Source organism: Zhouia amylolytica AD3, assembly GCF_000511935.2.
Lineage (GTDB): Bacteria > Bacteroidota > Bacteroidia > Flavobacteriales > Flavobacteriaceae > Zhouia > Zhouia amylolytica.
On the sequence record NZ_AYXY01000019.1, the window covers coordinates 530,380 to 555,875 of the forward strand.

The following is a 25,496-nucleotide window of genomic DNA, read 5'->3' on the forward strand; positions in this document are numbered from 1 at the left end:
AAATTGAAATATTAAAATGAAACAATTTATAGATCTGGAAGATATTCCAAACGTTAACGAATTAATTAAAGAAGCCATCTGTTTAAAGAAAGAATCCCTTGAATATCAATACCTGGGGAAAAATAAGACGCTTGGATTACTGTTCTTTAATTCAAGTTTACGTACACGTTTAAGCACCCAAAAGGCTGCTCAACTTCTTGGAATGGAAACCATGATCTTAAACATAAATTCTGATAGCTGGGGACTTGAATTTGAGGATGGTACCGTAATGAATGCAAAAACTGCCGAACATGTAAAAGAGGCAGCTGCAGTAATATCACAATATGTGGATATTATGGCTATCCGCGCTTTCCCAACGCTAAACGATAAAGAGAAAGATGAGAAAGAACAGGTAATCAGAAGTTTTCAACAATATGCAACGGTACCGATCGTTAATATGGAAAGTGCTACAGCGCATCCATTACAGGCGTTAGCCGATGCAATTACCATAACGGAACAAAAACAAAAACCCAGACCAAAAGTGGTGCTTTCATGGGCTCCTCATCCTCGAGCATTGCCTCATGCCGTTCCCAATTCATTTGCTAAAATGATGCAATTGTTAGACGTTGATTTTGTTATCACCCACCCTAAAGGTTATGAGCTGAATCCTGAAATCACCAAAGACACACCGATTGAATATGATCAGGAAAAGGCGCTTGTTGACGCGGACTTTGTCTATGTAAAAAACTGGAGTTCCTATATAAATTATGGAGAAATTGAGTGCACTGATGAAAAATGGATGATGACCTCTGAAAAACTAGGTGAAGCCAAGTTTATGCACTGTTTACCAGTAAGAAGAAATGTAATCGTTTCTGATGAAGTATTAGACAGCGAACAATCATTAGTGATTGAACAGGCCAATAACAGAACCTTTTCGGCCCAGGTGATTTTAAAGAATATTTTAGAAAGTTTATAAAATGCAGGAAAAAGTTTCTATAGTAAAGATAGGTGGCAACCTTATCGAGAATGAAGCCGTTTTAGATGAATTTATTGAAGGGTTTTCTAAATTAGAAGGATTAAAAATTTTGGTTCACGGAGGTGGAAAGCTCGCCACGCAATTAGCGGAGAAACTGGGTATTGAAACAAAAATGGTTGACGGCCGCCGAATAACAGATGCGGAAACCTTAAAAATCATTACCAAAGTTTATGGAGGTTATGCCAATAAAACCATTGTTGCCAAATTACAAGCAAGGAATTGCAATGCCATAGGTTTATCAGGTGCCGATCTCAACCTTATACGTTCCGTTAAGCGTCCGGTTAAAACCCATGATTTTGGATTTGTAGGTGATGTGGAAGCGGTGAATGCAGCAGCATTAAAACTATTACTTGACCACCAAATAACTCCGGTATGCTGTGCGATCACACATGATAAAGAAGGACAGTTGTTTAATACCAATGCAGATACCATCGCTTCAGAAATTGCTAAAGCTATCAGTAAAGATTTTGAAACCCATTTATATTATTGTTTTGAGAAAAATGGTGTGCTCAGAGATATCAATGATGACACTTCTGTTATCGAAGAGATCGACACCAATTCATATCAAAAGTTATTAGAAGAAAAAATTATCGCCGATGGTATGCTTCCTAAACTTTTCAACTGCTTTAATGCCCTGGAGCACGAGGTAGCGAAAGTATATATTGGAAGCATCAAAATGATAACCGACCCGCAAACCAAAAAAACAACCATCACCTTATGACAACAAACGAGCTTTCAAATCAGGCTATTGAGCTCTTGAAGAACCTCATTGCGACTCCTTCATTTTCAACGGAGGAAGAAGGAACAGCAAAACATATTGAAAATTGGTTTCAATCTCATGATATACCGTTTAAGAGGGAAAATAACAACATTTGGGCTTTTAACAAGTATTTTGAGGAAGGTAAACCTTTACTATTGCTTAATTCACATCACGATACAGTAAAGCCCAATAATGCCTATACCAAAGATCCTTTCGATCCACATATTGAGGATGGAAAGCTATATGGATTAGGCAGTAATGATGCCGGAGGTTGCCTTGTTTCGTTATTGGCTACTTTTGCTCATTTTTACGATAAAAAAGATTTAAAATACAACATCGTTATTGTGGCATCGGCCGAAGAAGAAAACTCGGGGCCGAACGGTTTAAATTCGGTTTTGAAAAGTTTACCTGAGGTAGCTGTTGCTATTGTTGGGGAGCCTACCCTGATGAATTTGGCTATAGCTGAAAAAGGACTGGTAGTATTTGATGGAATCATAAAAGGAACTCCAAGTCATGCTGCCCATCCGAATGATGATAATGCCATTTACAATAGCATTGATGTTTTGCAATGGTTCAAAGATTTTGAATTTAAAAAGGAATCTGAGGTACTGGGCAAAGTAAAAATGACAGTGACCCAGGTGAATGCGGGGAAACAACACAACGTAGTTCCTTCTGAAGTAGCTATCGTGGTGGATGTTCGTGTTAATGATTGTTACAGTAATGGAGAAATTAATACTATTTTACAAGAGCAGGCACCTTGTGAAATGACTGCCCGATCACTCCGATTGAATTCGTCTTCAATACCAGCTGATCATGCCCTGGTAAAAGCAGGGATTGAAATTGGCAGAGAAACCTATGGTTCTCCAACACTTTCAGACCAGGCCGTATTGTATTGTTCATCATTAAAGCTTGGACCGGGCGATTCAACACGTTCGCACTCGGCAAATGAATTTATTTATGTAAACGAAATTCACCAAGGAATTGAAATTTATATTAAAATATTAGATAAAGTATTATAATGAGGTTGTCTTGAAGATCGAATATTAAGGTAAGAAGTCATCCAACTTTATATCTTTAAATGCTCGATCTAACAGGTTCAATGCAGGAAATATAATTTTAAAAAATCAGATCAAAAACAACAGAAAAATGAAACTCTGGGACAAAGGTTTTTCAACAGACAAAAAGATAGACATCTTTACCGTTGGTTCGGATAGAGAACTCGATTTAGTCATTGCCAAATATGATGTTATAGCATCAAAGGCTCATGCTAAAATGCTCGGTGAAATTGGATTATTGAGTGCAAATGAAGTTAACAACCTGGTTGATGCCTTGGAGGCTATAGGCAAAACGATTGAAGCGGGTACTTTTACTATCGAAGATTCATTTGAAGATGTTCATAGTAAAATAGAGTTCTTACTCACTGAGAAGTTAGGTGATACAGGAAAAAAGATTCATACGGCACGTTCCAGAAATGATCAGGTGCTCGTAGCTGTAAATCTTTATTTAAAGAATGAATTACAGGAAATAAAGAAGCAATCTAAGGAGCTTTTTGACATCTTAATTACGCTAGCCGATCAATACAAAGAGGTTTTATTACCGGGTTATACTCATTTACAGATTGCAATGCCTTCATCGTTCGGGTTATGGTTTTCAGCTTATGCCGAAAGCCTCATTGATGACTTATATTTTGTTGAGGCAGCTTATCGTGTTGTAGATCAAAATCCACTGGGAAGTGCTGCGGGATATGGTAGCTCATTCCCTATTGACCGAGAATTCACTACAAAAGAATTAGATTTCACGAGTCAGAAATACAATGTTGTCGCCGCTCAAATGAGCAGGGGTAAATCAGAAAAGGCCACAGCTATGGCATTGAGTGGTATAGCCGCTACATTATCTAAGTTTGCCATGGACATTTGCTTGTATATGAGTCAAAATTTTGATTTCATTACATTTCCGAACGAATTAACTACCGGTTCGAGTATCATGCCTCATAAAAAGAATCCTGACGTATTTGAACTTATACGAGGTAAGTGCAATAAGATACAGGCAGTTCCTAACCAGTTGGCCATGCTCTCTACTAATTTGCCTAGCGGATACCACAGAGATCTGCAACTAACTAAAGAAATTATTGTTCCGGCCATTCAGGAGTTAAAATCATGTTTGGAAATGATGAGTTTCTCTATAAAGAATGTTATTGTAAAAGACCATATTATTGAGGATCAAAAGTATGATTATCTCTTTAGCGTAGATACGTTAAATGATCTGGTTCTAGGTGGAATGCCATTCAGGGATGCCTATAAAAAAATGGGAGAAGAAATTGAAAACGGCACTTTTACACCAAAAAGAGATATTAAACACACCCATGATGGAAGTTTAGGGAATTTATGCCTCGACAAAATCAAAGAGAAATTGAATAATATCGACAAGAAATAGTCATAAAAAAAACGCCAAGTTTCAAATAAACCTGGCGTTTTTTTATTATGAATATTTTTTAACCTGCATTCCTTCGCAACACATTCAACTGTGTCAAGGAATCGGCTTGTCTTTGTTTCACAATACTTTTTAATCGTTTCACCGCACTGGATCTACTTTGCAAACGATCTCTATTTTTCTTTAAGGCATAGCACACCACACATAATAAAGCAATTGACAAAGCAAATACACCAATTAACTCGAGATAGCCTATTTCACCGGCCATTAATACGATAAAGGAAATAAATAAAAAGTTAAGTACACTTATAAAAAAGCTAGCTCTTCTGTGTGAGAGTAACAATCCGTCAATAAATAAATGATGGATATGATTTCTATCTGCGGAGAAGGGTGATCTTTTCTGTAGAAGTCGTACCGTAAAAACCCTTGCTGTATCAAACAGGGGAACGATCAGAATACTTATAGCTACAATTGGAGCATTTTCCATTATAAAAGGCAGTTCAGACATAGTTGAAGGATTCATAGCCAGCAACCTAACAGTTAAAGCACTGATGATAAATCCAACAATGAGCGAACCTGTATCTCCCATAAAAATTTTACGCTTAATGGAAAGATTATAATATAGGAAAGCAAGCAAGCAGCCTTGTAAAGCCAGGCATAGCAGCATATAGAAATGTTGATCTATAAGGTAAAAAATAGTTCCATAGGCTCCCAATATAACTAACCCTACCATAGAGGCCAGGCCATCAATTCCATCAATAAGGTTAAAGGCATTTATCACCACGATCATTAAAAACCCTGACAGCAGCACTCCCAACCACACGGGAATATCGTGAATACCTAAAAAGCCGTTAAGACTTTGAATTTGAAAACCACTATTGTACAAAATAAAGCCAATAGCACAAAGTTGTGCAAGCAATTTAGCTCTCGGACTAATGGAAACCAGATCATCTTTTAAACCTGCTATAAAGATTACAGTAAGCGCTGGAACAAAATAAATGGCTTCTTCAAATTGATCAAAATCCCGAATAAAAAATAACACGCCAATGAGTGCTAAGAAGAAAGACACACCACCAAGCGTTGGTGTTTTGGTTTCATGAGAACTACGACTACCGGGGTCGTCCATTAAGTTTTTGTGAGTAACAACTCTAATTATCTTCGGAACCGTCCAGATTGTTAATATAAAACAACCCAGAAAAACTCCTATAGCATACAGCATAAGTTATTTGTTTATTCTGTTAATTTCGTCTTTATCAAAGCTAAAGACATGCTCCTAAAACCACTTACGTTTTTTACGTAATTACACATCTGTTAAAAAAATTGCTATTCTTTTTTTACCAGTTTGGGGAAAATGTAACCTTACAAAAACTCATCAAAAGTATCCATAAAATATTTTCTATGCAAATTAGAAAAGTCTTTATTGGGATTAAGCATTCCATTCTTAATAATTTCTTATTAAACGGTACCTAATTTTAACATTTACATAATTTAATTATTTCACGGAACCTGTTGCTACATAGTAAACACCTAGTATATAAAACGTATAGGTGCATAGAACCTTTATCTTCTAGATGTTAATTTTTGTTAAAGGTTGCGTCGGAAAACCAATTTATATTCAGATAATACCATAACTCTATTAAATTATCCCACTAAATTACCACATTACCACACCTTAAATTGTTCCTGGTCTTCCAAATTTATTTATGAATTATCGATGAATAATATAACTACTTACCTCATGGTATGCATTTAGAATTAACTATTATTATTTTTCCAAATAAACAAAGAGGTAATGCATTACTGTAAATGACATTACCTCCTGTAATTATATTGGTTTAAGCCTGTATAATAAAATTACGCGAACCTACTGGTTTTTGTTATTTTTTAATTTTATTACTACAGGCCCGGACTCTTCCTTATTCAATTTAAAATTTAGACTATTCTACCCATGAACGGATCTGTTTTAGACGATTTTCCAGTTTCTACTCTTCCGGCATATCTCACACCATAGTCATCAAAACCGTCCACCTGAACTGAATAGTCATACCAACCAAAACTTTTAGCTGCCTCCAGTGTAATTAATTCTTCTTTATTTGCTGCAACCGAAATTGATTTAGTTCTGTTTTTATATGCATTATCTTTAATGGTAATCTTTTTCTTTTCTTTTGAAAAGTTGGCTATTTTGAGCGTCACATTACCCGTAAGCTTACTTAGTAAACGACCTTTGTACTCATAGGTACAATTGAGCTGAATTTCCGGATCATTAAGATTCCCTAAGAATTCACGATAGAACCCATTTGGTCCGTAAACCCTTAGATGATATTGTTTATTCTCAAAATGATCTACAGGCCAACTATTTGTGATCTCATCACCTGATTTTACTGCAAAAGCCCATGTCTTTACATCCTGGAAAGTATCGAGTCCGTTTTTATTTTTCTGAAGATATTTACCGGGAGCATAAACATTAAATGGAGCTCCCACCGCTCTTTCTCCAAAATACTCATTGGATGCTTCCATGGCTATTTTGAATTCCTTTGTTTTTGGATCTAAAATACCATCTACGTGTAATTGGTAGTTGAGCGGACATGAATTTTTAATTCCAACTTCTTGCCGCGGTAAAAATTCCAATGCTTCCTCACCCCGCTTTGCCAGTTCAATCTGACTATTTGACAATGCCTTGAAATTTGCAGGAGGTGCTTTAAAACTGGCATTATTAATTTCTTCCATAAACTTATTTCTATCAACAAAATCTGCAAAGATCAAAGCGGATTCTGTATAAGGTCTGAAAGCAGAAGTTAAATCGCCAGAAATGGTACGACGCCAGCTACTAATATTTGTTTCTTTAAGTTCCTTTCCTTTTTTATTACTTATAAATTTTTCCAGGAACTGTATCGTGGAAGTTATATCCGAAACTTCCGAATTCACCCAACCACCTCGAGTCCACGGTGACGCGACTATCAAAGGAACACGGTATCCTAAACCAATAGCACCCGCACGGGCATTCTTTGGATCTACGCCTTTTAAATTAATTTCATCATCCATGGTTACAAACTCTGTGGCTGTATCTATACCTTCAGATAGTGCATGCTTATTATTTGGATCAGGTGCAACAAATGGTGGCACATGATCGAAATAGCCATCATTTTCATCGTAGGTTAGAATAAAGATGGTTTTTTTCCAGATTTCCGGGTTTTTTGTGAGTATATCCAAAACTTCAGAAACATACCAGGCGCCATACCATGGAGCACTTGGATGATCTGAAAACTTTTGAGGGGCCACTAACCACGACACGGTTGGCATTTTCCCATTATCAACATCCTTCCTGAATTGGTGTAAAATGTCACCTTTAGGAACTTTCAATTCTCTTTTTTCACCTTGTTCATCGTATTCAAGGGTTTCTGTTTGATGATAATGAGGATCATCTATATTGGTTGTAAACGCTTTTTCGTGAATGTTTTTTTGAAACTGTGACAGTTTCTCATAATTTTCAGGATTCCAAAGGTTCAGCTCCTCCTCTATCTTTTGAAGTTGTTTTTCTTTTTTACCTAAAGTATTTCTCAAGTTTTGAGTTTTAGCTTTTGGTAAACGTACTATTTCTTCTTTTAACGCTGCTATTTCCCCTGGTAATTCTAATCGTCTTTTCTTGAGGAATCTTTGATGTCCTTTTGCGTATCGAATATTAAACTGAGAGAACCACTCCAGGGGATTATCTGTAAAATTCCCAAGTAAAGAGGTATCATCTCCTTTAAGGTCTGTTTGTATACTTACTTCATTCTGATAGATTCTCCAGGAGATATCCATTTCTTCAAGGCGTTCCGGGAATGTTTTCCAGTTTGCCTCCTTGTTGTAATATACTTCTGAGTTACGAACATTAGAAGGATCGTCTTTACTTCCCTTGTTTGATCCTGTCCAGAAATAAAGTCTATTGGTCGTAGTTCCGGTTAAAGCAGAGCAAAAATGCTGATCAAATACGGTAAAGGCATCAGCAAACGCATAATAGAACGGTATATCCTGGCGGTTATAATACCCCAGTGTAAAGGGAATATCCTTATATGCTTTTCTCCATACCTTTTTGGCTTCCAACCATTTGTCATACTTTCCATCATTCCTGGCATCTACCTGGTTTTCCCATGAATGCGGTAGATCTCCCATCCATGTGGCATTGGTATCTTTTATATTCAACCTGAATGGAGTAAAAGTCTGGCCTTTTTCATTGGTCTGTAACCAAACTGGATTTTTATCAGGCAGGGAAATTGCTCTCGGGTCATTAAATCCCCTGACACCTTTTAAGGTTCCAAAGCAATGATCGAACGATCTGTTTTCTTGCATCAGGAGCACTACGTGTTCTGCATCTTCAAAGGTAGAGCCTTCTTCCGGATTTATAGCTAATGCCTTTTTTATTGATGGAGGAAAGGCCATTGATACACCCAACCCGCCGCTTACCATTGCAGCTTTCTTTAAAAAATCTCTTCTATTGTCCATGAGTAATTTTGTGCTAACATATCAAAAGTTCGGGTGGTAAAAATTATTTACCACCCGCTTTTTATGAAATTTATTTCATAACTACATTCCTGGGGAATGCGCAATCAACCAAATAAACAAAAACTCTAAGGAGTTCATGTTATTTTATTATGAAGTTTATTTAGTCTTTTCGAAAACGATCAAACTAATTATATAATGCTCCTACCTGTTCAGCTGTTAATGCATGATTAAAAATAGTACTATTTGCCAGTTTACCTTCAAACCAATATCCGTAGCTATAATTTCCGGTACCATCCTGACCAAGTCGAATAGGGTATCCACTTGTAATATCACCAATACCTGACATATCTGCACTACCTACTTCTACACCATCCTGGTATGCAACAGCATCACCATCCCGGTCGAAGGTAACGACCAACTGATGCCATTCACCATCATTTACAGGACCTAATCCATTGATATCAATCCGGTTAGACCCATCACCAACGTTCAACTTCCAGGTACCACCGGTATATGCCAGAATAAAACCGGGGTTTCCTCCGCTTCCCCAATCTTTATCAGCAATTATTGATGGATCATCATTTGTAGAGGTTGTATTTACCCAAACGGATATTGAAAAATCTTCGGTTCCTCTAAAATCAAGGCTCGATGGATTGCTCCAGGTAGTTAAATCGTCTATACCATCATAAGTAAATACTGTTTTATTTCCTTCCATGGTAGTTACAACACCGCCATCATTAGTAACATTAATATTGGTAATCGCACCGTTTTCATTTGTTAATTGGGCTCCTGTAGGAAGTTCCGCATCGTATAATTCAGCTGCATCCTGACTTGTTAAAGCATAATCAAAAATATAAGCTTGTCCTAGCATTCCTTCATACCAGTAACCATAACTATAATTCCCTGTACCGTCCTGACCGAGATAAATAGGTAAGCTACTGGTCATATCACCTAAAGAAGACATATCTGCACTACCAACTTCAACCCCATCCTGATAAGCGGTAGCGTTTCCATCACGATCGAATGAAACTAACAGGAAGTGCCACTCTCCGTCATTTACCGGTCCTAAATCGTTTATATCAATACGATTCGATCCATCTGCGGCATTTAATTTCCAGGTTCCTCCGGTGAAAGAAAACACAAATCCAGGATTGGATCCACTTCCCCAGTCTTTATCAGATATGATAGCAGGATCACTAATCGAAGATGTTGTATTCACCCAAATACCAACAGAAAAATCTTCTGTTCCTCTAAAATTCAATTCGTTATTATTTAGGATACGTACTCTATCGTCTATACCATCAAAAGTTAGTATTGACCCTCTTTGCCCATCACTGGAAACTGAGGTTAATTCCTCCTCTACCAGTAAGCCAAGCGTTTCCCCTGTTGCTTTTTTGAGAAAAGTATAAAATGTTGACTGTTCAGCTGCCTCAGCGATTCTTTTCACTTCAAAGGTTGTCACCACCGGTGGTCCTCCAGGGTACGTTACCTTAAAGAATATCTTAGCTTTTTGATCCGGTTCCGTAAGTCCGAGTTCTTCTAATGAACTTTGAAAATTTCTGGCATGGAATACGCCATCCGATTCAGAAAAATCGGTAATAGTTTCAATTATTGCATCATTTTCTCCGACCACTTTTACCTCAGATGGCAAACTTGCAGAAACCAATGTTAAATCTACCATTTGTCCTTCAAGGTATGATTCCTTTTTTAGAGGGTCGTAGGTTAATTCCGTTAATTCTTCTTCGGTATAAGGGTTACCGGTATTTGGATTTGGATGTGAAACATACACATCTAAATTCACCAAATACTTTCCATCGTAATAATAGCTGTTTTCATCTTCTTTACATCCATTAACCAATACAAATAACAGGCCGAGAGATAGGTATAGAAGGTGTTTATTTCGAAAGTTAAATATACTTTTCATCTTTTTAATTTTTTGTAATCGTGTTTTTAAAACTTGAATCCAAACAAAACGTTGAATTATTTACAAGGTTGAGACTTACTGCAAAATCCACATTACTCCATTATTATCATCTGTCCCATTGTACTGCCTGTTCAAAGCCTCATCGAGATTGCTTTTATTGTAATCTACTTCATCAGAAGGGTACATCCAGCGTACCGGCAACTTATCTGATGGTATATTCTCATTACTTGCGGGATTAATTGGGAATTCCGGGTAACCTGTTCTTCTATTTTCGAAAAATGCATTGTTTAATGACTGTAAGAAGGTACTTAGGTATTTTTGAGTGATGATCTGCTCTATTTGTTCTTCAGCACTTGACAAAAACTGTACTTCAGGTCCTTGCAAATAATTATTGATATAGGCATCGTCAATAATCATGTTATGATGAAATATTTCTTCATCAGGAGTTTGATCGGCCACAAAGTGCATTGCTGCTCTTACACCTTCATTATAATAGGTTTCTGCATTTCCTGAGATCCAACCTCTAACTGCTGCTTCGGCAAGCACAAATTGAATTTCCGCGTAACTTAAAAGGTATACCGGTTCTCCTTCGGCTATTTCTTTATAGCGCTGATTTATATCTGAATAATCTTTTGAAGAAGCTATGGAGCTCACATCTGAATAAACTGCTGAAGGATCTACACCTACATAGGCGTCATATTCAGAGGCTGTATAGCCTTCATCGATCTTCACTTCTGAAGGTGCTGCGTAGTAAAACAATCGATAATCGTTATAGTTTTTTAGTTTATTAATGATGACATCAGAAACCATTGGGTAAATTACGAACTGATTACCCTCTTTAAAAAACGGATATCTTTGATTTTCCACATCCGAATACACTAAACTAAAGTTGTCATTATTGCTTTCAAAAATGGGTCTGTTATTAATGATTTGATTAAATCTTGCAATCACATTTAAATCACCATCTCCTGTCTTTTTATATAGGTTTATCAGCACTTTCAAGGCGAAAGAGTTGACCATTTTACGCCATTGCAGCGGGTCGCCTCCATAAATGATATCGCCATCAAATTGTGAAGCACTTGCGAAGAGTTGATCAGCTTGATCAAGTTCATTTAATACCCCGAGAAAAACTTCTTTTTGGGTATCATATACCGGTTTCACATTTCCATCAGATTCTCCTTTTAAAGCATCACTATATGGGATGTCTCCAACCTCCATGGTCGTTCTGAAAAAGGTATAAGCTCTTAAAAAGTGTCCCAAGGCTTTATATGCATTTTTTTCAGTTTCCTCTTTACCTTCTGTTAATTCAATCATTTTTTGAACATCAATAAGCCTGGTAAACCTTCCAAAACCTGTTCTTCCTAAATCATTGTACTGAGGACTTTCGGGAAATTCGCTCCACAAAATATACTTATTAAGCATATGTGGACGCATGAAGCCTTTGGTTCCACTTATATCATCCCTGGTTATATTAAGAATCAGTTTTGTTGCCAACATTTGTGGAGTGGCTGTAGTAATGCCATCAGGGTTGGTATTAATCTTATCGAGATCAGCACAACTATATATTAACAATATACTTGTAAAAGCGAGTATGTATCTTTTAAATAACTTCATAATTATCCTTTTAAATTATTTTGAGGTATTACCTGCATGAAACCTAATATTTAAACCAACAAAACGCTGGGAAGGTGACGACAGGTCGCTGTCAGAATTCCAATCAGGATCTGCAAATTCGAATTCTTTGGTCCACATAAAAACATTTTGAGCGGTTAGAGCAATACTAGCCCTGCTTAATCCGAATTTTTCACTAACATTCTTTGGCAGTGTATATCCTATTGACAATTCTCTTAGTTTAATAAAGGTTGGATCCTTAACACCCAAAGAACCATCACCGAATCGACGTGCATAAGTTTCATAAGAAACTGGAGTGTCATTGGCTTCATAGGTTCTGGTATCCTCTTCTATACGACCATATTCGTCGTAGGTTACACTACCAGAAAGCACTCGTACTCCTTTACCTATATAAGATGTATTTCCGTTTACCACCTCGTCATATCTCCATGCATTATCAGTATCGGGGTGTGCACCGGTATCCCACATCTTATAAGAAGTATAATTAAATAACTTCCCGCCAACTCTTCCATCAAAACTTAAATGAAGATTAAAGTTTTTATAGGTGAAATTATTGGTGAATCCCCATAAAAAGTCAGGATCGCTGTAATCTAAAAACGAAGCATAATCACTTCTAACAGGGAGGCCACCACTGCTGTGAATCACATTTCCATTAGGATCTCTTAGCCAATCATAGATTGTATAGTTATCTATTCTTCCTCCTGGTTTCGCCCATAAGTTATCTGGTGAATACACATCATCCAGTTCTTTGTAATAGGCGTGTGTTTTAGACCAGTTGATAGCTGCATCCCAGCTAAAATTCTCCTTTTTGATAATCCCCATATTCAAGGTTAACTCTAATCCTCTACGTTCTCTCGTTTCATCAGTATTAATCAAAGTGGAGGTAAAACCAGATGAAGAAGGGACTCTGGTTGAAACCTGGCGATTATAGGTATAGATGTTATAGTAGGCCACATCTAACATCAGTCTGTTTTCGAACAAGTAAGCTGCTGTTCCAACCTCCCAGGTTCTGCTTGTTTCAGGTGCTACAGAAGTGTTTTTTATAGTAGAAGGATATGCAGCAGTATTATAATCGTTCCAAACCCCCTGGCTCACGCTATAATTCACATTGGTTGCATAAACCCCTAAATCATCTTTAGACAAGGTCCATGAACCTCTTGTTTTCCATAGGTCTAACCATTTTGGCTTGGTAAATAATTCACTTAAAATTAAACTACCTGCCAACGACGGATAGAAATAAGAGCGTTCATCAGATGGTAAAGTTGAGCTCCAGTCATTACGTCCGGTAACATCAACGAAAAATGCATCTTTATAGGAGAATGACGCTAGCCCTAATAAACTATTCACCTGCTTTCTGGTTACATAAGAAGATACGTTGGGTCTTTCAACGGAATTGTTTAAGGAGTATATCCCAGGTACAATGATTCCACCCCTGGTCGAGGCTCCAATTCCCTGGTCTTCCCATTTATAAACGGATCCACCTACAGTAAAATCAAAGTCAAATCCATCCAGCAAGACATCTCTTTTGCCATATTTGAACAAAAGGTCTGAGTTTAAACTGTAACCTCTATATTGATTTTGACTGTATAATCCATTTACATTCCAACCTCTTGTAGAGTTTATTCCAGGAGGGTTTTGACTAGTTGATTCATTCGAATAAAAATCGTACCCCACCCTTGCGGTTAATTTCGCGTCTTTAAAAAGTTTATAATTGGCGGTTAAATTAACGTTGGTAATATTTTGCTCATCGCTTCTTAATTTTTCATGAGCTATTAAATATGGATTATCATACCAGGCCTTGTAATGCCAGTTTTGGGTTTCATTTGGCACCACCCAATAATCTCTGTACTTTCTTAGATCATATTCCGGTCCGGTCCACAGTAGTATTTGATAGATATACCCCTGATTACCATAACCGGATCCTGTAGTCTGAGGGGTCATACTTCGATTATATCCAAGGTTAGCCTGAAGATCGAAATTATCACCTAAATTCAATTTACCCGCAACATTTACATTAAACTTATTCTGCTTTAAGTTAGGGTACTGCCCTTTATTCATAATATGCGTAAATGAAGATCGGATGGAACCGATTTCTCCTGAACGAGCAAAGCTAATGTTGTTGTTTACGATTACACCTGGCTCAAGAAAGTTTTTAAAGTTGTTACTTCCTCTTGAGGTAAGCGGCATGTCTTCATAGGTCTTTGTTTCAGGGTTCCACTGTTCTGCTATGGTACCGATATCGAGTTTATCACCCCATACGTAATCGGTGGCACTATAAGTCCCTCCTAACCCGGCACTATAAGAGGACTGTACTTCAGGAAGCGAAAGATAGCCGGCAAAAAACATTTGATTGCTATTTACACTTACTCCGTTCCCTCCGCTTTTGGTAGTTATGATTACAGCTCCTCCACTACCTCTGGCACCATAGAGAGCCGAAGCTGTTGCTCCTTTTAATACATCCATACTCTGGATGTCATCGGAGGCCACATCACTCAATGACATATTTCCATAAGGTACGCCATCAATAACCAATAAAGGGTTTGAAGAACCTCCTCTTAATCGAATATCAGGAGCTTCATTAAACTCTGTACTATTTTGAATCCATAAACCTGCTACCTTACCTGTTAAAGAAGTAGCTACATCAACACCTTTTACGGCCTGGACTTGATCTCCCGATACTTTTTGAACGGCATACCCTAATGACTTTTCCTCACGTTTAATTCCCAGTGCCGTTACCACTACTTCATCCAACTCTTCAGTATCCTCAAGAAGTACAACATCAATGGATCGTTTTTGTCCTACTACCTGCTCTATGGCTTTAAAACCCAGGTAATTGAATGTAATAATTGCCTGCGAATCGGATACATTAATTTCATAATTACCATCAAAATCCGTAGTGACTCCATTACTGGTTCCTTTCTCCATAACCGTAACTCCCGGCATTCCGAGGCCATCGGAGGATGACGTTACTTTTCCGGTAATCTTTATACCTTGCTGTACTGTTCTTTTTTCAATTATATTTACATTGATTACATTATCAACCTGCTTAAATTTAAGTCCTAATTTTTCAGAAAGTTCCAGCAATACCTTTTTCAAGGAAGTACGATTTTTAGCAATAGAAACCTTTTGCTGGTCATTAACTATTTTATTATCGTAAAAGAAATTGAAATCGGTTTTTGCTTCAATTGTTTTAAAGACCTTCTTCAAAGAGCTGTTTTGCTCCTTTATGGAAATATAAATATTGTCTAAATCCATGTTGCCCTGTACATTTTTTATACCTGCATAGGCACAAACCTGAATCAGCAATAATGAAAGGAATATTCCTTTCCGAAATAAAAGATTTGTTGTGTTTTGCTTCATAGTTAATTATTTGATTGGTTAGTTTTTTAAATCGGTATAAATCGTTATTTGATTTTCTTTGATGGTATATTTTACTTTTCTGGCGAACTCAAGACTTTCGAGTACATTTTGCAGACTTTGTTTTTTGAACATTCCATTTATTTCCCAGTCATGATCATTTCTTCCCACCACACTGATATCTACATTGTACCATCTTTCCAGTTTACCTATAAACTCTTCTATTCCTGCATCTTTAAACACAAGGATGCCATCCTTCCAGCCAAACTCCTCGATGTAATTGAATTCGTCGACCAAAGAATTTTCAAACTGTTCCTCTACAATTATTTTCTCTCCGGGTTTTATAAAAATGGTTGTGCTATCTGATTTATGCAGTAAAGATTGAACAGCCACCGAACCTCGCTCCAGTGCAACACTCAAAGGGCCTTCATTGGGATATGCTTTAACATTAAAAGAGGTGCCGTGAACAACGGTAGCAATCCCATTGGATTTAACAATAAATTTTTTCTCAGGGTTGTGTGTGACATCGAAATAGGCTTCACCCACAAGAGTTACTTCCCTGGTATCGCCAGTAAAGTTTTCGTAATAAGACAAGGAACTACCTGCATTCAAAATCACCTTAGAACCATCTGGTAAAAACATGGCCTTTTGTTTTCCACGTTCAGCTGTTTTGGTTATTAATGCAGATTGCGTTTTAATTTCAGACTCTTTAACTCCTTCATTATTGTATTGATTAAGGAATGATACAGAAACTATCAATATAACTATGGCTGCCGCAACACCGCCATATACAGTTCTATGAAGTTTAAATATCCTTTTTTGAGGTTTTTCAAAAGAGATTTCTTTCGACGTAGAGTTTTGAAGAATTTTATTTAAGACCTCTTCCTTATCCTTTTCTGTTACGTTTGCCTTTTTAAAATCTATTCTTTCTATGGTAGCTTTCGCTGCATAGAAACTTTCTCTGCTCTGGGGATTATTTTCAATCCATTTTTTCCAAAAGTAGTTACTGTCAGGATTTGGATTCTTCACCCAAGTAACAAAAGAACGATTCGTTAGAAAATAGGCTATGTCGTGATTATCTTTTTTCAATGTATCTATAGTTTTCATCCTATAGACAACCGAAACATTAAAACGACATCAGTTTTTTTTAAAAAAAGTATAAAAAAGTTTGTTTGAGTTTCTTAACGATCTTATAAATCAGGTTCCGAGCCGACTTTACATTATCAAACCCCATTAGATCCTGAACCTCTTCATAACTCATTTCCTTGTAGAAATAATAATAGATCGCTTCTCGCTGTTTGGCATTCAATTTTCCCAGGGCCCTATTGAGTCTTTCAAGTTTTACCTTGTGTTCCTGATTCAGGATAATTGCAGATTCATGCGATACAGCTATTTCAAAAATATCCTCAGTAAGTTTAAAATTACTCTTTGCTGCTTTCTTATTGAGGTTAAACAAATGTCTTTTTAAGCACTGGAATAAAAATGGTTGAATCGAATTTTTTAATGCGGGTAATTGCGCTCGTTTAGTTCTTAAATGTATAAATACATCCTGGACAGCATCCTTGACAGTAGATAAAGCAGCGAATTGAATTCCAAAATCACAAAGGGATTCAAAATAATCATTATATATTTTTATAAAAGCTGTTTCATCACCTTCTTTAAAAGCCTCCCATAATTCAGAATCAGTCTGAAAACGCACCTCCTCTACAGTTGGATTCTTTACCGATACTGTAGTGGTATTGTTAAAATCTAAAGCTTCCGAAACAACTTTCAAGATATATTATTTATAATTTATGAATTCAACTTAAATTCTGAAATAATAACAAAACAAAGAAAAATTATTATAAATAAAAAACAAATGAAAGTTTTAAATTTTCTTTTTATTTAAAAATATATCCAGATAACCAACATGGTTTAGCACTTAACTAAAGACTACTAAAAATCTAACACTAAACCAATTACGGGGATAATAGTTCCTGAATCGGTGGTTATTTCTGTAAGTGTTCTCGGTGTAAGCGGTTGGCCAGATTCGTCTCTTGCCAGTCCATATTCCGGAGGTTGTGGCAAATCTTCGGCGAGCACATTCTGTACTTCAAAAAATAAATCCAGAGAGATCTTTTTAAAGTTCCATTTTTTATCAATTCTAATATCAAGTTGCGAGAAACTTTTCAGCTTTTCTTCACCTAATCTGTTGTAGTCATAAATAAGATCAGGGTAAGATGCTGTACTCGATTGGATATCAATAGGAACAAACGGTGTTTTTCCGCTAAAACGATAACGTGTACTTACCTCCCAAAGTTTTGGTAACTGATAACCTCCTGTGAAAGAGATCAAATGTCTGCTATCCCATACAGAAGGGAGATATTGACTTTCATCAAACCCGGTGAATTCACTAAAGAAATACGTATAAGAGAAAATACCATAGAAGTTTTTCGTAAGTTTTTGCTGGAACATCAATTCGGCTCCATAGGATCTGCCTTTACCCACGGACTTTACCGGTTCATTCCCTAAAACTTCAAATCCACCTCCCTTGTTGGCTAAAGAAACGCTATCTCTAACTGAAACCGGATAATCTGCATATTTTTTATAGAATGCTTCGACAGCTATACTACTGGATCCAGAAAGGATTTTTTCAATTCCTATCACATAATGATCTGATCGGGTATAATTAACATTCTTATTGATCAACTCCGAATCATTATTTCTAAAACCTAAAATCGTATAAGGAGGTAATTTAAAATATCTGCCTACGGTAGCATTCAATTTCCAGCTTGGCATGAATTCATATGAAACGGCCATTCTGGGTGAAAATGTATTCAATAAATTGTTTTCGGAAGTAAAAGAGTCATCATCCATTCTAAATCCTGCTGACAGATCTATGCGCCCTTCTAAGAATGATTTTGTAACATTCGCATAATACCCATATTTAAAGAAGTCAATTTCAGTAATATAGGCTGCATCATTTTTCAAATCGACCGTACTATTTTTATAATTGGATAGTTGCGTATTGATTCCACCCTCTAATTTCCATCCGTCAAAAAACTTATTATAACTAAACCGCAATTTGGTTTCTGCTTCCTTTGAATCGTTTATAAAAAAAGGATTCGACTGCGTTTCATTGTCCTCATACCTTGTAAAGTTATTTTCCAGGGTATTATTACTAAGGACTGTTCTGATATATCCTTTACTATTTTTAAAGCGATGTTTCCAGGATATACCAATAGTATTGGTCTGCTGTTCAATAAACGGTGTTTGTTCAAAAGTAGCTTGTTGCTCTTCATCAAAATCCTCAGGTGATTCTAATGAGAAATCATCAATACTTCCCAATCCCAGGATATTAATTTCATCATAATCCCCTATTCTATGCGTCAGTTTGTATTGATAATCCCAGTAATCAGGGCGAATTGGCAATCCAATAAATTTAAATAAAAACTGAAGGTAGCTTCGTCGAACAGATAGCATAAAACTGGTATTACTTTCTTCATTCCGGCCTTTAAATAAAGGACCTTCTACAGTGAGAGCCGCATCACTAGCGCTCAATCGAAAATTTCCCCTAAAATCTTTACGATTTCCATCGCGTTGGTTAAACTGTAAAACACCCGAGAGTGGATTATCGTAGACGGCTCCAAATGAAGAGGTGGCTAAATTCACGTCTTCAATAAATGACACATTCAACATTCCTACCGGACCTCCTGAACTCCCCTGTGTACTGAAGTGATTAATATTAGGAATCTCTACCCCATCTAAATAATACACTGTTTCGTTGGGTGCTCCACCCCTTATTATTAAATCATTTCTAAAGCCTCCAACCGAAGGTGAAACCCCTGGAAATGATTGAGCCACACGAACTACATCATTATTCCCCCCGGGATATGTGGCTATTTCAACCGCCGAGAGTTGCTGATATGACAATGGAGTTTCTTTTGGCCGTGATGTTGGTTGTTTCTGAACTATTACGGCTTCTAAAGTCTCCTCTTGAGTCATCAACGAAAAATTCAGTGGTACGGTTCCTACCGATTTAACCACAACATTATATATGGTTTCAGACTTATACCCTAAAAAGGAGGCCGTTACCTGATATGAGCCCGGCTGTAGATTTTCAAGACTATATTTACCATTTTGATTTGTTACCGTACCCTGAGAAGTTCCTTGTATTACAACCGTGGCTCCCTCCAACGGATACCCCAACATATCTGTTACATACCCTGTTAAGGTTCCTTTTGCTTGTTGGGCGAAAGTGTAGGAAATACTAAATAATAAAAGAATTACAATATGTATATGCCTTGTACGGAGATCTATCATAGCGGGATAATTGTTTAACAAAGGCAAAAATATATTAAACAAAATTATTATCATCCTCTTTTCAAAATAAATTTCAATATCCGATAATTTGTTATCCCGACTCTCCGTAAAAGGTTATTTTTGTGGTATCAATTCAATGTATCGATGGATTCCCTGACTCAAATCGTACTTGGTGCTTCTGTAGGAGAGGTTGCCTTAGGCAAGAAAGTTGGTAATAAAGCTATGCTCTATGGGGCTATTGGCGGTACCATTCCCGATCTTGACGTTTATATTGGTAAATTTTATGACACGGTAACCGCTCTGGAGATACATCGTGGATTTACCCATTCCATACTGTTTTCCATACTCTTTGGTTTGCTATTTGGCTGGTTAATTTCACTTTGGGAAAAGGGAGCCACCTGGAAAGAGTGGTCGAAACTCATGTTTTTAGCGTTGTTTACTCACCCATTACTGGATGCGCATACCACCTGGGGGACACAGCTTTTCTGGCCTCTGGATCTGCGTTTAGCCTATAAAAATATTTTTGTGATCGATCCGTTATACACCCTTCCTTTTATGGGGTTTCTTTTATGGGCTATGTTTTTCAAGAAAGACCATGCGAAACGAAGACGATTAAATAACATCGGTTTGTTTGTGAGTAGTTCTTATTTGGTTTTAACGATTATTTTAAAAGGAATCGTTTATACTAAATTTACCGAGGCTCTTGATCAACAACAGCTTAGCTATACACAAATTGAAACTCGTCCTAGCCCGTTAAACAGTATTTTGTGGACCGCCAATGTGGAAACCGATGATCATTATCTCATTGGGTATTATTCATTTTTCGACTCTAAACCTATACATTTTACGGCCCATCCAAAAAATCATCACCTACTGGGAGCCTTAAAAGATAACGACAAATTAAGGCGATTGATTAAAATCACCAATGGGTGGTACTCTATTGTGAAGAAGGATAAATTGCTCTATATAAATGATCTTAGGTTCGGAACCTTAAGTGTGGACCCCTCCAGCCAAAATTTTGTATTTAGTTATTTGTTAACTAAAACCGATCATACCATACAAATAACCGAGGTACCTAAAGACCGTAGTAATGCCAAGAAACTTCTGAATGATTTATGGTTACGTATTAAAGGGAATTGATAATTGATAGTTGATAATTGATAATGAATAATGAATAATGAATAATGAATAATGGATAATGGATAATGGATAATGGATAATGGATAATGGATAATGGATAATGGATAATGGATAATGGATAATGGATAATGGATAATGGATAATGGATTTATGATTATTCAATGGTTTTATATCATTTTTCCTATGTTTTAATTAGATGAGTTAAAACACAACAAACCTATGGTGGTACGGATATTACTAAATACTTTTGCAGTCATTTAATAAATATTAAAAACAGCTGCATATTTGAAACCAAAGATTATCCGCATTATCTCATTTTCATTAATTGCTTTTTTTCATCTTATATTCTTAGTGGCTTTAATTTTAGAAAAGAAGAATGCGTTCCCCATCAGTTTTCTGCTCATACTGTTCTTATTTTTAACTACAGTGACCTATTACAAAGCTCCCCTAATTCATGAAGAACATTTTATTGAAGATTTCATAGCAATTGTATTCGTAACCTTAGGTGCCATCTCCACCTACACTGTTACTCATTATTTAAAAACAGGCCCTGTATTGGCTGCAGGAATTATCGGCACCATGGCCTCATTTATTCCTACTATTAATCGTGACTCAAGATTGTTTAAGCTTGCTCCGGCTTCCATCTATTGTGGCTGTTTTGTCGGAATGTCTCATCAAGATGTAGCTCCGAATTATAGTTTCATCATAATTGCTGGTGTAATTACAGGATTATTTATGGTTATTTCAAAGGGTGTTTTTCACGGATTTGGCGGTAAATTAGGTACCATAGCTTTTGGTGGTGTTGCCTTCACTTCATTTCTCTTATTTTTGCTTTACTAATGTTTATAGAAAAACTTATCATCGTATGTTTTGGAATCATCGGAGCCCTGTTAACTTATATCATAAATACCAAACTTAAACAAGGTCCTGTTCGGGCATCGGCTTTATCGGCCCTATTGGTTGGTGGTTTCTTTTATTTATTCCCTTCTGTTTTAAGTGAGCACTTAACGAATAATATTCCAGTTGTTTTTATAGGCGGATCATTCATCGGAATGGTTTCTTCGCGTATTATTTCAAACTACTGGCTCATTACTTTTTCAGGGATTATTTTCTCATTTTTTTATATTAACACAAGTGACTTCTTTAACGGTTATGGCGGGGCATTAGGTACTGCAGCATGTATCTCCATACTTGCTACGCTATCTATTCCTATTTTAACTAAAAAGCGAAAAGTCACCAATGGTATTTTAATATTGAGAAAACTACTTTACAGGAAAAAATAGGTTGCCATACTACTTATACGGAATAAGCATACATGCTACAAAAATTATTCTGGCACGACTATTGAATGGACTTCAGTGAACATTAAAATTAAATCTTATGAAAGCGAAATTATTATTTATAGTCACTGTAGTCTTTTCCGCTCTTGTTGCCCATGGACAACCCCCTCATGCTAAGAGTCATAAGCATAAAAATAAAATACACAAGAAACACCACAAATGGGAAAAAGAGCGTAGAAAAGAGATTGCTAAATATAACAAGGAGCGTCGAAAGGCTGAAGCACATTATTATCGTGAAATGGCAAAAGCCGAAAGAGCATATTATAAAGTTTTAAGGGAGCGTGAACTTCAACATTTGGAAGCATGCAGAAGATGTAATCATGAATTTTACCACAATGATGATTACTATTACGAGGATGATGTATACTACTCGAGAAGAACTCGTAATCCCATAAACATTGATGCAGAACTTTTCTTTAGAAATGGTTCCATTAGAATTTCTATCTAAATTAAAAGAGGTTGTGAGTAGGTTCGCAACCTCTCTTGTTTTCAGCCATCTTGGTTGACCTTCATTACATCAGGGTTTTCATTTCAATAACGTGAATCGCAGATTATCGACTTATAATAAGTGAAGATTCAAGCCTCCCAATCGCCAAATATTCTTTTTAGAATTTCACCTTATTAAAAGTAGGCTGAATACTATGGACTTTAGGTTTAGGTATTTTGTTCGACTTCATAATTCACTAGGGTAATAAGGGTAATAAAAATCTCAACCTTCCTGCGATTATTTTAAGAATTCCCTAATAATTACCCTTGCGAAAACCTTTATATTGCAGAACTTTTAAAAAATCTATCCATGAAATACATAAAACTACTGTTTTTACTAGCAGTTTTCCCACTATTTGCGCAACAAGGTGGCATGTGGATTCCTTCTCTATTAGAAGGAATGAATGAAAAAGAAATGAAAGAATTAGGCATGCAGATGTCAGCAAAAGACATCTATGATGTGAACAATTCCAGTTTAAAAGATGCGGTTCCTCATTTTAATGGAGGTTGCACTTCAGAGGTAATTTCTCCTAAGGGGCTTCTTCTAACAAATCATCATTGTGGTTATAGTATGATTCAATCGCACTCCACGCTAGAAAACGATTACTTAACTGATGGCTTTTGGGCTAAGGACTTAAATGAAGAGCTTCCAAATCCGGGTACTTCCGTCACCTTTATTGTGAAAATTGCAGATGTAACCAAGCAGGTTCTTGAAGGAACTCATCACCTTAATACAGAAAGTGAAATACAACAAAAGATCCAGACGAACATTAGTCAATTGGTCAACAACTATCCCAAGGAAGATTGGCAAGAAAATAGAGTTAAGACTTTTTATGAAGGAAACCAATACATGCTTTTTGTGGTGGAAACCTTTAAGGATATCCGATTGGTTGGAGCACCGCCATCATCCATAGGTAAGTTCGGTTCTGATACTGACAACTGGGTTTGGCCAAGACATACCGGTGATTTTTCTCTATTTAGAATTTATGCGGATAAAAACAATCGTCCTGCTGAATATGCTGCTGATAATGTTCCTTATACACCAAAGCATTATTTACCCATTTCTTTAGATGGTATCGCTGAAGACGACTTTACTTTGGTGTTTGGTTTCCCGGGGCGTACTCAAGAATATTTACCTGCGGTTGCGGTAGAACAGATTGTGAACGAACTTAACCCTGCTAAAATAGCCATAAGAGATGCTGCCCTTAAAGTTCAGGATGAGTTCATGCGAAATGATCAACAAATTAAAATACAATATGCCTCTAAATATGCCCGTATTGCGAATTATTGGAAAAAATGGATTGGTGAAAATCAGGGCTTAACAAAGTCAAATGCCATTGCTGTTAAGAAAGCCCATGAACAGGTTTTTCAGGAATGGATCAAGAAAGCCGGAAAAGATGAAATGTATGGGCATTTGATTCCTGATTTTGAAAAATACTACGATGAAATCGGCCCTTATGCCCTAAGTAGAGATTACTTTTATGAGATTGTAAACAGGAACGTAGAATTATTAAAAATCGGTTATCAATTAGTCCAGCTTGAACTTGTTTTGAATAGCAAGGGTGAGCAAGCGTTCATGGCCAGGAAGGGTAACCTTATTAATCGCCTGGCAGCTACTTATAAAGATTACAATAAAAACGTGGATGAGAATGTTTTTAAAGCATTGATCGATATTTATGCCAAGGATGCCCCTAAAAATTTTCTACCTAACTCATTAAAAAACATTGATCCTTCAGCGCTTACTACTAAAGTATATTTAACCTCCGCACTAACAAGTTATGATTCGTTAAAAACCTTACTGGAAGGGAATCCGGAAGAAGTTATAGGTAAGTTACAAAACGACCCGGGTTATTCGCTGGTTTATGATATTGCCAAGACCTATCATATGCAGGTTGAACCTGTTTATAATCAATTAAATCTTGAAATTCAGGCCCTACAGCGTACTTATATGAAGGCATTACTGGAATTAAGCCCTCAGGACGCCAGAATATTTCCTGATGCTAACAGTACTTTGCGTGTTACCTATGGGACGGTAAAAGGATATAGTCCAAAGGACGCTGTTTATTACGAACCTGTTACCTATCTTGAGGGGGTAATAGAGAAATACGTACCTAATGATTACGAATTCGATGTACCTGAAAAGCTTCTTGAGTTATACAATAAGAAAGATTATGGTGCCTATTCGGAAAATGGAAAGCTTCCGGTATGCTTTATTGGGACTAATCATACTACAGGTGGAAATTCCGGCAGCCCTGCTATTGATTCGAATGGTAATCTTATAGGGCTTAATTTTGATCGTGTATGGGAAGGGACCATGAGTGATATCTATTATGATCCTGCTATTTGTCGAAACATTATGGTCGATATTCGCTATGTCTTATTCATCATCGATAAATATGCTGAAGCAGATAATTTAATCGCCGAAATGACATTGGTTCATCCAAAAAAGAATAAAAATAAAAAACGATCCAGGAAGCGAAATTAACCTGGAAATCTAAATATTCAAAAAAGCTGCTTGTTCTCAAGCAGCTTTTTTATTCAGTCTCATAGTTAAAGATTGTTCATTCCTATTTAAAAACGTAACTTTAACTACCTCCAGATCTGACTTTCATCTACTTAAGAGTATAA

General features: G+C 36.6%; 17 protein-coding genes. 9 read left to right on the forward strand and 8 right to left on the reverse strand.

Annotated features, from left to right (window positions below; translation table 11 throughout):
* The first annotated feature begins 16 nt into the window (after window positions 1-16).
* The 4 genes from P278_RS07010 (at window position 17) to argH (ending at window position 4,208) form a co-directional block, all read left to right on the forward strand.
* A complete protein-coding gene (locus tag P278_RS07010) occupies window positions 17-955 on the forward strand; it encodes a Rossmann-fold NAD(P)-binding domain-containing protein (protein WP_038264280.1) in 939 nt (312 codons plus the stop codon).
* Between the two features lies 1 nt (window position 956).
* Window positions 957-1,736, forward strand: a complete 780-nt coding sequence (gene argB, locus P278_RS07015; RefSeq protein ID WP_038264283.1) for an acetylglutamate kinase — start codon at window positions 957-959, stop codon at window positions 1,734-1,736.
* Complete coding sequence (locus P278_RS07020; protein ID WP_038264286.1) at window positions 1,733-2,794, forward strand: M20 family metallo-hydrolase; 1,062 nt, start codon at window positions 1,733-1,735, stop codon at window positions 2,792-2,794. The genes argB and P278_RS07020 overlap by 4 nt, the downstream gene beginning before the upstream one ends.
* A 127-nt stretch (window positions 2,795-2,921) precedes the next feature.
* Complete coding sequence (gene argH / locus P278_RS07025; RefSeq protein WP_038264289.1) at window positions 2,922-4,208, forward strand: argininosuccinate lyase; 1,287 nt, start codon at window positions 2,922-2,924, stop codon at window positions 4,206-4,208.
* Between the two features lie 58 nt (window positions 4,209-4,266).
* On the opposite strand, the gene P278_RS07030 is transcribed toward argH, so the two are convergent.
* The 8 genes from P278_RS07030 to P278_RS07065 all read right to left on the reverse strand — a co-directional run bounded on the left by P278_RS07030 (window position 4,267) and on the right by P278_RS07065 (window position 19,902).
* Window positions 4,267-5,424, reverse strand: coding sequence for an MraY family glycosyltransferase (locus P278_RS07030; protein ID WP_051413448.1), 1,158 nt, complete (start codon window positions 5,422-5,424; stop codon window positions 4,267-4,269).
* A 713-nt stretch (window positions 5,425-6,137) separates the two neighbouring features.
* Window positions 6,138-8,687, reverse strand: a complete 2,550-nt coding sequence (locus P278_RS07035) for a phosphocholine-specific phospholipase C (RefSeq protein WP_038264292.1) — start codon at window positions 8,685-8,687, stop codon at window positions 6,138-6,140.
* Between the two features lie 184 nt (window positions 8,688-8,871).
* Entirely contained in the window at window positions 8,872-10,611 is a 1,740-nt protein-coding gene (locus tag P278_RS07040; protein WP_038264295.1) for a LamG domain-containing protein, read from the reverse strand.
* A 75-nt stretch (window positions 10,612-10,686) separates the two neighbouring features.
* Window positions 10,687-12,225, reverse strand: a complete 1,539-nt coding sequence (locus P278_RS07045) for a SusD/RagB family nutrient-binding outer membrane lipoprotein (RefSeq protein ID WP_038264297.1) — start codon at window positions 12,223-12,225, stop codon at window positions 10,687-10,689.
* A 15-nt stretch (window positions 12,226-12,240) separates the two neighbouring features.
* Window positions 12,241-15,603 (reverse strand): SusC/RagA family TonB-linked outer membrane protein, encoded by a 3,363-nt coding sequence (locus tag P278_RS07050; RefSeq protein WP_051413449.1) that lies wholly within the window; start codon window positions 15,601-15,603, stop codon window positions 12,241-12,243.
* 18 nt (window positions 15,604-15,621) lie between these two features.
* Complete coding sequence (locus P278_RS07055; RefSeq protein ID WP_038264298.1) at window positions 15,622-16,707, reverse strand: FecR family protein; 1,086 nt, start codon at window positions 16,705-16,707, stop codon at window positions 15,622-15,624.
* Between the two features lie 40 nt (window positions 16,708-16,747).
* The gene (locus tag P278_RS07060; protein ID WP_051413450.1) at window positions 16,748-17,374 is read right to left on the reverse strand and encodes an RNA polymerase sigma factor; all 627 of its coding nucleotides are present in this window, start codon (window positions 17,372-17,374) and stop codon (window positions 16,748-16,750) included.
* A gap of 161 nt (window positions 17,375-17,535) precedes the next feature.
* Window positions 17,536-19,902, reverse strand: coding sequence for a TonB-dependent receptor (locus P278_RS07065; RefSeq protein WP_038264301.1), 2,367 nt, complete (start codon window positions 19,900-19,902; stop codon window positions 17,536-17,538).
* A gap of 144 nt (window positions 19,903-20,046) precedes the next feature.
* Here P278_RS07065 and P278_RS07070 point away from each other — a divergent pair, with 144 nt between their 5' ends.
* The 5 genes from P278_RS07070 (at window position 20,047) to P278_RS07090 (ending at window position 25,353) form a co-directional block, all read left to right on the forward strand.
* On the forward strand, window positions 20,047-21,042 hold the full coding sequence (locus P278_RS07070) for a metal-dependent hydrolase (protein WP_038264305.1): 996 nt from the start codon (window positions 20,047-20,049) through the stop codon (window positions 21,040-21,042).
* 285 nt (window positions 21,043-21,327) lie between these two features.
* Window positions 21,328-21,882 (forward strand): hypothetical protein, encoded by a 555-nt coding sequence (locus P278_RS07075; RefSeq protein ID WP_051413451.1) that lies wholly within the window; start codon window positions 21,328-21,330, stop codon window positions 21,880-21,882.
* Window positions 21,882-22,325, forward strand: coding sequence for a hypothetical protein (locus P278_RS07080; RefSeq protein WP_038264307.1), 444 nt, complete (start codon window positions 21,882-21,884; stop codon window positions 22,323-22,325). Before P278_RS07075 ends, P278_RS07080 begins: the two co-directional genes overlap by 1 nt.
* Before the next feature lie 97 nt (window positions 22,326-22,422).
* Complete coding sequence (locus P278_RS07085) at window positions 22,423-22,830, forward strand: hypothetical protein (protein ID WP_038264310.1); 408 nt, start codon at window positions 22,423-22,425, stop codon at window positions 22,828-22,830.
* 348 nt (window positions 22,831-23,178) lie between these two features.
* Window positions 23,179-25,353: a S46 family peptidase gene (locus P278_RS07090; protein WP_038264312.1), complete on the forward strand. Its 2,175-nt coding sequence runs from the start codon at window positions 23,179-23,181 to the stop codon at window positions 25,351-25,353.
* Window positions 25,354-25,496 lie beyond the last annotated feature (143 nt).

Excerpts from the sequence above, each read along its gene's own strand:
- P278_RS07090 (WP_038264312.1), top strand. The coding sequence starts at position 23,179 with ATGAAATACATAAAACTACTGTTTTTACTAGCAGTTTTCCCACTATTT.
- P278_RS07065 (WP_038264301.1), bottom strand. The coding sequence starts at position 19,902 with ATGATAGATCTCCGTACAAGGCATATACATATTGTAATTCTTTTATTA.
- P278_RS07045 (WP_038264297.1), bottom strand. The coding sequence starts at position 12,225 with ATGAAGTTATTTAAAAGATACATACTCGCTTTTACAAGTATATTGTTA.
- P278_RS07055 (WP_038264298.1), bottom strand. The coding sequence starts at position 16,707 with ATGAAAACTATAGATACATTGAAAAAAGATAATCACGACATAGCCTAT.
- P278_RS07020 (WP_038264286.1), top strand. The coding sequence starts at position 1,733 with ATGACAACAAACGAGCTTTCAAATCAGGCTATTGAGCTCTTGAAGAAC.
- argB (WP_038264283.1), top strand. The coding sequence starts at position 957 with ATGCAGGAAAAAGTTTCTATAGTAAAGATAGGTGGCAACCTTATCGAG.
- P278_RS07010 (WP_038264280.1), top strand. The coding sequence starts at position 17 with ATGAAACAATTTATAGATCTGGAAGATATTCCAAACGTTAACGAATTA.
- P278_RS07085 (WP_038264310.1), top strand. The coding sequence starts at position 22,423 with ATGAAAGCGAAATTATTATTTATAGTCACTGTAGTCTTTTCCGCTCTT.
- P278_RS07035 (WP_038264292.1), bottom strand. The coding sequence starts at position 8,687 with ATGGACAATAGAAGAGATTTTTTAAAGAAAGCTGCAATGGTAAGCGGC.
- P278_RS07070 (WP_038264305.1), top strand. The coding sequence starts at position 20,047 with ATGGATTCCCTGACTCAAATCGTACTTGGTGCTTCTGTAGGAGAGGTT.
- P278_RS07030 (WP_051413448.1), bottom strand. The coding sequence starts at position 5,424 with ATGCTGTATGCTATAGGAGTTTTTCTGGGTTGTTTTATATTAACAATC.
- P278_RS07080 (WP_038264307.1), top strand. The coding sequence starts at position 21,882 with ATGTTTATAGAAAAACTTATCATCGTATGTTTTGGAATCATCGGAGCC.
- argH (WP_038264289.1), top strand. The coding sequence starts at position 2,922 with ATGAAACTCTGGGACAAAGGTTTTTCAACAGACAAAAAGATAGACATC.
- P278_RS07040 (WP_038264295.1), bottom strand. The coding sequence starts at position 10,611 with ATGAAAAGTATATTTAACTTTCGAAATAAACACCTTCTATACCTATCT.
- P278_RS07050 (WP_051413449.1), bottom strand. The coding sequence starts at position 15,603 with ATGAAGCAAAACACAACAAATCTTTTATTTCGGAAAGGAATATTCCTT.